The organism is Lichenihabitans sp. Uapishka_5 (assembly GCF_033947565.1).
Classification (GTDB): Bacteria; Pseudomonadota; Alphaproteobacteria; order Rhizobiales; family Beijerinckiaceae; genus Lichenihabitans.
Genome location: NZ_JARPVX010000051.1, coordinates 23,411 through 29,502 on the forward strand (window position 1 = coordinate 23,411; position 6,092 = coordinate 29,502).

The 6,092-nt window shown below is 62.3% G+C and carries 6 protein-coding genes; all 6 read right to left on the reverse strand.

Annotated elements, in window-relative coordinates; all coding sequences use genetic code 11:
- Positions 1-39: 39 nt before the first annotated feature.
- The 6 genes from P7D22_RS15770 to P7D22_RS15795 all read right to left on the reverse strand — a co-directional run bounded on the left by P7D22_RS15770 (position 40) and on the right by P7D22_RS15795 (position 5,580).
- Positions 40-183 (reverse strand): hypothetical protein, encoded by a 144-nt coding sequence (locus P7D22_RS15770; protein WP_319935208.1) that lies wholly within the window; start codon positions 181-183, stop codon positions 40-42.
- Positions 184-296: 113 nt separating this feature from the next.
- On the reverse strand, positions 297-617 hold the full coding sequence (locus P7D22_RS15775; RefSeq protein WP_319935209.1) for a YbjQ family protein: 321 nt from the start codon (positions 615-617) through the stop codon (positions 297-299).
- 230 nt (positions 618-847) lie between these two features.
- Positions 848-1,915, reverse strand: a complete 1,068-nt coding sequence (locus P7D22_RS15780; RefSeq protein ID WP_319935210.1) for an aldo/keto reductase — start codon at positions 1,913-1,915, stop codon at positions 848-850.
- 148 nt (positions 1,916-2,063) lie between these two features.
- Positions 2,064-3,053 (reverse strand): ABC transporter permease, encoded by a 990-nt coding sequence (locus P7D22_RS15785; RefSeq protein ID WP_319935211.1) that lies wholly within the window; start codon positions 3,051-3,053, stop codon positions 2,064-2,066.
- Between the two features lie 4 nt (positions 3,054-3,057).
- A complete protein-coding gene (locus P7D22_RS15790) occupies positions 3,058-4,542 on the reverse strand; it encodes a sugar ABC transporter ATP-binding protein (RefSeq protein WP_319935212.1) in 1,485 nt (494 codons plus the stop codon).
- An 18-nt stretch (positions 4,543-4,560) separates the two neighbouring features.
- A complete protein-coding gene (locus P7D22_RS15795) occupies positions 4,561-5,580 on the reverse strand; it encodes a sugar ABC transporter substrate-binding protein (RefSeq protein ID WP_319935213.1) in 1,020 nt (339 codons plus the stop codon).
- Positions 5,581-6,092 lie beyond the last annotated feature (512 nt).

Sequence of the window (6,092 nt, forward strand, 5' to 3'; positions counted from 1 at the left end):
TCTTGCCATTGCCTGGATGAACGCCGTTGCGTTTCGCGATCACCTTTGTAGCAGCGTCGCGGCCTGAGTGGTAGACCGAACTGCAGTACCGCCGCGCGGCAAACCATTTCCGAAAAGAATGTAGACGAACAGAAGCAATAGGAGAAGCTTGCCGGTCAGAACAAGGCCGACGATGATCTTCATTATGTCAAGCCGGTGTTCAAGCTCAGCAACGCGGCGCGTCAAAGACTCAAGCGCGAGATCTTGGCTCGCGCTGCAACCTTCCGGCACCGTGCCCTCGAGCCCTCCCAATCTTTTCACTCGGGTTCGATCACGACAGCCGTGCCGTAAGCCAGCACTTCCGTAATGCCGTCGGCGATCTCGTTGGCATCGTAGCGCATCGCAGTGATGGCGTTTGCACCCGCATCGCGCGCATGCGTGATAATGAGGTCGAAAGCTTCCTGCCGAGCTCTCTCAGCAAGCTCAGTATAGATGCTGACATTACCACCAAAGAGGGCCTGAAAACCGGCTCCGATATTGCCAAGCGCACTGCGCGATCGAACTGTGATGCCACGACAAACGCCGAGATGACGCGTGACTCGGTGACCAGCGATGTCGTTTGTCGTTGCTACGATCATGTGACCTCCTCAACCGAAAAGAGTTCAGCAGAGCCTTCTACAATCAGATTGCTCGCGACGCCACCGAACCCTCGATGAGGTTGCACCGGAGCATCAAAGCTGAGACCGAGGCGTATCGGTCTTCGCTATGGATTAGACGGCTAGCTTTGATGCCGCCGCTTTGTCGTCGGCAGCACCTCCATCGTGCTTCGAGGACGTGGGTTCTTTTAAAGCGATGGAGTGCTGGCGGCCTATGAGGACGCCAGCGCCCACGGGTTGCCGCGATGCAGCGCCCAATCGGCTTCGCTGAAGCGATCACGGGCGAACTGGCCCTGGTGCCAATAAGGGTAGATCATCGGCAGGGCGCTGACGTCATCGAGCACCTTGCGCTCGTCATCGGTCAGCACGAGATCTGCCGCCGCGATATTGTCGCGGAAATGCGCTTCCGTTTCGCCGCCCACCACGGCCGATGTGACGCCGGGACGCTCGAGCGCCCAGGCCAGTGCCATCTGGGCGGCCGAGACCCCACGCGCCTCGGCAAGCTTCACCAAGGCGTCGACAATGGTCCAGAGCCGCTCCATGTCGCGGATCGGCGGCTCGGTCCAGCCCTTCTCTTGGCGCGAGCCGGGCGCTACGGGCTGGTCGCGCCGGTGTGCGCCCGACAGCAGCCCCGCCGCGAGGGGACTCCAGATCAGCACGCCGAGGCCTTGGTCGACCGAAATCGGCAACAGCTCGTATTCGGCTTCGCGCGCTTCGAGCGTGTAGTGGATCTGTTGGGTGACGAACCGGGGATAATCATGCAGATCGCTCACTCCGAGCGCCTTCATGATGTGCCAACCCGAATAGTTCGAGCAGCCGATGTAGCGAACCTTGCCCTGGCGCACGAGAAAGTCGAGTGCGGACAGCATCTCCTCGAGCGGCGTCTGCCCATCCCACTCGTGCATATAGTAGATGTCGATATGGTCACGTCCGAGCCGTTTCAGGCTGCGCTCGCATTCGCGGATCAGATGGAAGCGCGACACACCCTCGTCGTTCGGACCATCGCCGATACGCATGCGGGCTTTCGACGAGATCAGCACGTCGTGGCGCTTGTCGTCGAGTGCCTTCCCCAGGATCTCCTCGGACAGACCGAGCGAGTACATATTCGAGGTGTCGAACAGGTTGATGCCACCCTCGAGGCAGGTGCCGATCAGGCGTTGCGCTTCCGGCACGCCCTGGCGGCCCGTCATTGCGAAGGCGCCTTGGCCTCCAAACGTGAAGGTCCCCATGGTGATGGCCGAAACCTTCAGGCCCGAGCGGCCAAGCAGACGGTATTTCATCGGGGTTGATCCTGTGGTGAACGCCACCGTCATTCCGGACGGAGCGGAGATCCGAAACCGGGAGCCTCGTCGGCGGCAGGTCGGAGCTCCCGGTTTTGGGTTCGCCTTTGGCGCCCCGGAATGACGGCCGATGCGTGAAGCAGCCGGTTTAGCCGGCCGCTTTACGCTTGGTGTTGAGCGAGTCGAACAGCACCGCCAGGAAGATGACGGCGCCCTGGATGAATTGCACCCAGAACGGTTCGACGTTGTGCAGCGTCAGCCCATTGTTGATGACGCCGATCAGCAACACGCCAAGGATCGTGCCGAGCATGGAGCCGCGCCCGCCGAACAGCGAAGCCCCGCCGATGACCACGGCCGCAATGGCATTCAGCTCCAACCCCTGCGCCGCGATGGGCTGCGCCGAATCGAGCCGGCCGGTGAGAATGACGCCGCCAAGCCCGGCGAGTGCCCCCGAGATCAGATATACAAGGATCAGCGTGCGTCGAACCGGGATGCCGGTCATGTTGGCAGCCTCGCGGTTGCCGCCGACCGCGTAGACCTCGGCGCCGAACACCGTCTTGCCGAGCACGAAGGCCCCGACGAGCAACGCCGCGAGCGAAATGATCCCCGCGATGGGCAGCGGCCCGATGAGGCCGCCGCCGATCTGGTCGAAGCTGTCGTCGAAGCCGAAGATCGTGGCCCCCCCCGGCAGGATGAAGGCAAGCCCGCGCGCCATGGCCATGACGGCCAAGGTGACGATGAACGGGTTCATGCCGAGAAACGTGACTGCGAGGCCGTTGAACAGCCCGCAGGCCACCCCGACCCCGACGCCGATCGCGACGCCGAGCGGCATCGGCACATGGGCCTGGAGCGCCATGCCGGTGACCACGCCAGCAAGCGCCACGACCGAGCCCGACGATAGGTCGATGCCTCCGGTAATGATCACGAAGGTCTGGCCGCAGGCCACCACGGCGATCAGCGAGGTTGCGACCAGGATCGCCAGAAGATTCGCGGTCGACATGAAAGAAGCGGTCGACAGCGTCAGATAGACCACGATGGCGAGGAACACGATCAGCACAGTGAGGTCGCTGAAATCGACCGCGAAGCGCTTCCGCGGGGCGGCCACGTCGCCGAGGCGAGCGGAATCCTTGAGTGTCATCGATTTATCCGATCGCCGCGAGCGACATGATGCGGTCTTGCGAGAAGTCGGACCGGTCAACCTCGCCCACGAGCCGGCCGGCCCGCATAACGCCGATGCGGTCGCATAGTCCCAACAGCTCCAGCAGGTCCGACGACACGATGAGGATCGCGGCCCCGGCGGCCGCGAGTTCGCCGATGAGGGTGTAGACCTCAACCTTGGCGCCGACATCGACGCCCCGGGTCGGCTCATCCAGCATGAAGACGCGCGGCGTCACCGACATGGCGCGAGCCAGCACGACCTTTTGTTGATTGCCGCCAGACAGGCGTCGAACCTCCTGGGCAGACGATGTGGTGCGAATGCGCAAACGCCGGATCGACTGATCGGCAAGCTGCACCATGGCGCGCCGCGACATGACACCGAAGCGTGCCAACTTGCCGAGGGTGGACATGCCGATATTGGCGCGGATCGAGAACGGCAGCACGAGCCCCTCCGCCTTACGGTCTTCCGGGGTCAGGACAATGCCGGCCGCGAGGGATCGGCGCGGCGAATGCGGGCGATGGTCCTGGCCTGCGATGCGGACCATGCCGGCCGTCAGTGGCAGGGCGCCGAAGATCGTCTTCAACACCTCGGTGCGACCGGCACCGACAAGGCCTGCAAGGCCATAGATTTCACCGGCCTTTACTTGAAACGAAACGTCGTGAAAGCGCCGATCGCTGGCGAGCCGCTCGACTTCGATCAGCACCGGCCCCGGCGCGATATCGAGCTTGGGAAAGAACTTGTCGATGGGCCGGTTCACCATCACCTGGACCATGGCATCCTCGGTCCAGGCGCCCACAGGCCGGATGTCGACGCAGCGCCCGTCGCGCATCACGGCGACGCGATCGCAGATCGCGAACACTTCTTCGAGATGGTGGCTGATGAAGATGATGCCGACGCCTTCAGCCTTGAGCCCGGCAATCACACCCTTCAGAAACTCGACCTCGTGGCCCGTCAGCGTTGCGGTTGGCTCGTCCATGATGATGATGCGCGCCTGCTGCGACAAGGCGCGGCCGATCTCGACCAGTTGACGCTGCGCCAGCGACAGCGTGCGCAACTTCGCGCTCGCCGCGACATTGAGGCCGACTCGGGCCAAAACGGCGCGCGCGTCCCGCATCAACTGTCCCTGACGCACGGTGCCGAAACCAGTGCGAGGCAAGGCACCGGCAAAGATGTTCTCGGCCACAGTGCGGTCGGGAAAGAGGCTAAGCTCCTGGTGCACCACCTTGATGCCGGCTCGGATCGCATCGCCGGGACCACCGGGCTCGAAGGTTTTCCCCTCAAGTCTGATGATGCCTGCGTCAGTGCGATGAATGCCGGCCAGGACCTTCATCAGCGTCGACTTGCCGGCTCCGTTTTCACCCACGATGCCGAGAACCTCACCGCGGACGACCGTGAGCGACACATCGGTGAGCACAGGTACACCGACGAAAGACTTCGACACGCCCTCCATCGCGAGCAGGTCAGACATCGACGACGCCAATCGTGATCAGACCTGTTCGCCCCAAAGGCCGTATGTCTTCACCGTGTCACTATCGATGTTGTCCTTGGTGATCAGGATGTGGGGCCAGAACTGATGGGCTGGAATGCTGGCTTTGTCGCCGTTGAAGAACGCGTCGACGTATTTGACCGATTGCGCCGCCATGGCGAGCGGGTTTTGCGACAAGGTCGCGTCCATGTCGCCCTTGCGGATGGCCGCGAGAGCCTGCCGGGTGCCGTCGATGCCGATGACCACGATGTGCTTGGGATCTGTCATCGGCACCGCACGACTGGCTTGGCGGATGGCCCGCACGGCACCGACCGCATTGTCGTCGTTGCCGTTGAACACGGCGTCGATCTGTGGGTTCGCGGCCATGATCTGGCTCATCAGGTTGAACGAAGTTTCCTGATCGAACTTGCCTTCCTGGCGGGCGATCAGCTTCAGGCCCGGGTTCTCGGCCGCAGCCTTATTGAACACGTCCATAAAACCCTTGTCGCGATCGTCCCCTGCCGTGGTGCCGATCAGCCCCACGAGATCGACCACATTGCCTTTGACCGTCCCATAGCGCTTCTTCAACGTTTCGATGACGAACTGCGCGCCTTCGCGCCCCATGGCGACGTTGTCGGTTTCGAGGAAGTTGTTCTGGCAGTCGCCACAAGCGGCGCCGCGGTCGAGCGTGAAGACCGGAATGTTCTTCTTGTGGGCACGCTCCACCACCGGAACAATGGAATTGGCGTTGATCGGATTGAGGATCAGGGCGTCGACGCCCTGGTTGATGAGGTCAACCACCATGGTGGATTGCGTGTTGGCATCGCCATTGGCGTTGGTGTTCAGCAAGGTCATCTGCGGGAATTGCTTGGCCGCATCCACCACGCCCTTGGTCATGCCCTGGAAGAACGGGTTGGCAAGAGTGGCGACATTATAGCCAACCTTGATGGCGTTGCCGGCCGCCCAGGCAGGGCCGAGGGGCAAGAAGCTGCTCAAGGCCACGCCGCCAGCCAGCGTCATAAACTCCCGTCGGTTCGTCATAGGTGCCCTCCCGAGCGTGGTCGACTTCAGCACAGCTGTGCGACCCTTCCCGCCATGTCAGCGGTCTCGACCGTTGGTGTCAATACAAAATGATAGCGCAACCACCACTGAACAATCATTCGTGAGCAGTTCGTTGTGCTCTACGATTTAGGGGACACTCATGCCGCCTATTACGGAGCAAAACCTTCGTTCCAGCTGCAAAAGCGAGTCAGCATTGCCCGAAACCAAGCGCTCGCTGTGCTCGGGCGCAAACCCATTGATCGTTTTCTTTTAATGTTGGAGCCCTCAGTAAACCCGCCGCGCTTTAGAAGCGGCAGTGCGTCGTCAAACGTACGCATCCGGCCAGTACCGCAGATCCGGGCTACCGCGTCACTGTAATCCCGCTGAGGGTTTCGGCGGTCAGGCCGCGTGAGCCAGGGATGTGACGGGGTGGCTGGCCTTCCAGTTCCAGGGCAGTAGCTCGTTGAGGCGTTTGGCGGAGTGGTCCGGGAGGCGGGCGAGCACGTCGGCTA